Origin of the sequence: Mesorhizobium sp. M2E.F.Ca.ET.209.01.1.1 (genome assembly GCF_004010375.2) — a bacterium.
Taxonomy (GTDB): Bacteria; Pseudomonadota; Alphaproteobacteria; order Rhizobiales; family Rhizobiaceae; genus Mesorhizobium.
This window is the reverse complement of sequence record NZ_SADP02001379.1, coordinates 1-279: the sequence shown is the minus strand read 5'-3', so window position 1 is coordinate 279 and position 279 is coordinate 1. Positions and strand designations below refer to the sequence as shown.

The following is a 279-nucleotide window of genomic DNA, read 5'->3' as shown; positions in this document are numbered from 1 at the left end:
CTGCGCGCCGGCGCCATAAGGCAAGTGGAAACCGAACGATGCGCCCTGCGTGATGCACACCTTGCTCTTGGGCATCGACAGGTAAAGCGTGCAAGCCGAGTCGCACGCACCGCTGAAGCGCACAAAGCCGCCGCTGCGGCGCATCTTCAGCACGCGGATGGCGTAGTCGATCACGTAGCCGCCGCGATCGCCGCTGATTGTTTTGACGTTGGCGGTGCCGAGGTTGATGCGCGGACGCAGCAATTCTCCCGCCGAACTCGCCGAGATCATCGCGCCCAT

1 pseudogene is annotated in these 279 nt (G+C 63.8%); it reads right to left on the bottom strand.

Going from position 1 to position 279, the window contains the following annotated elements:
• Positions 1–243, bottom strand: a pseudogene (locus tag EN852_RS40485) (hypothetical protein); the annotation flags it as partial.
• Positions 244–279: the final 36 nt, after the last annotated feature.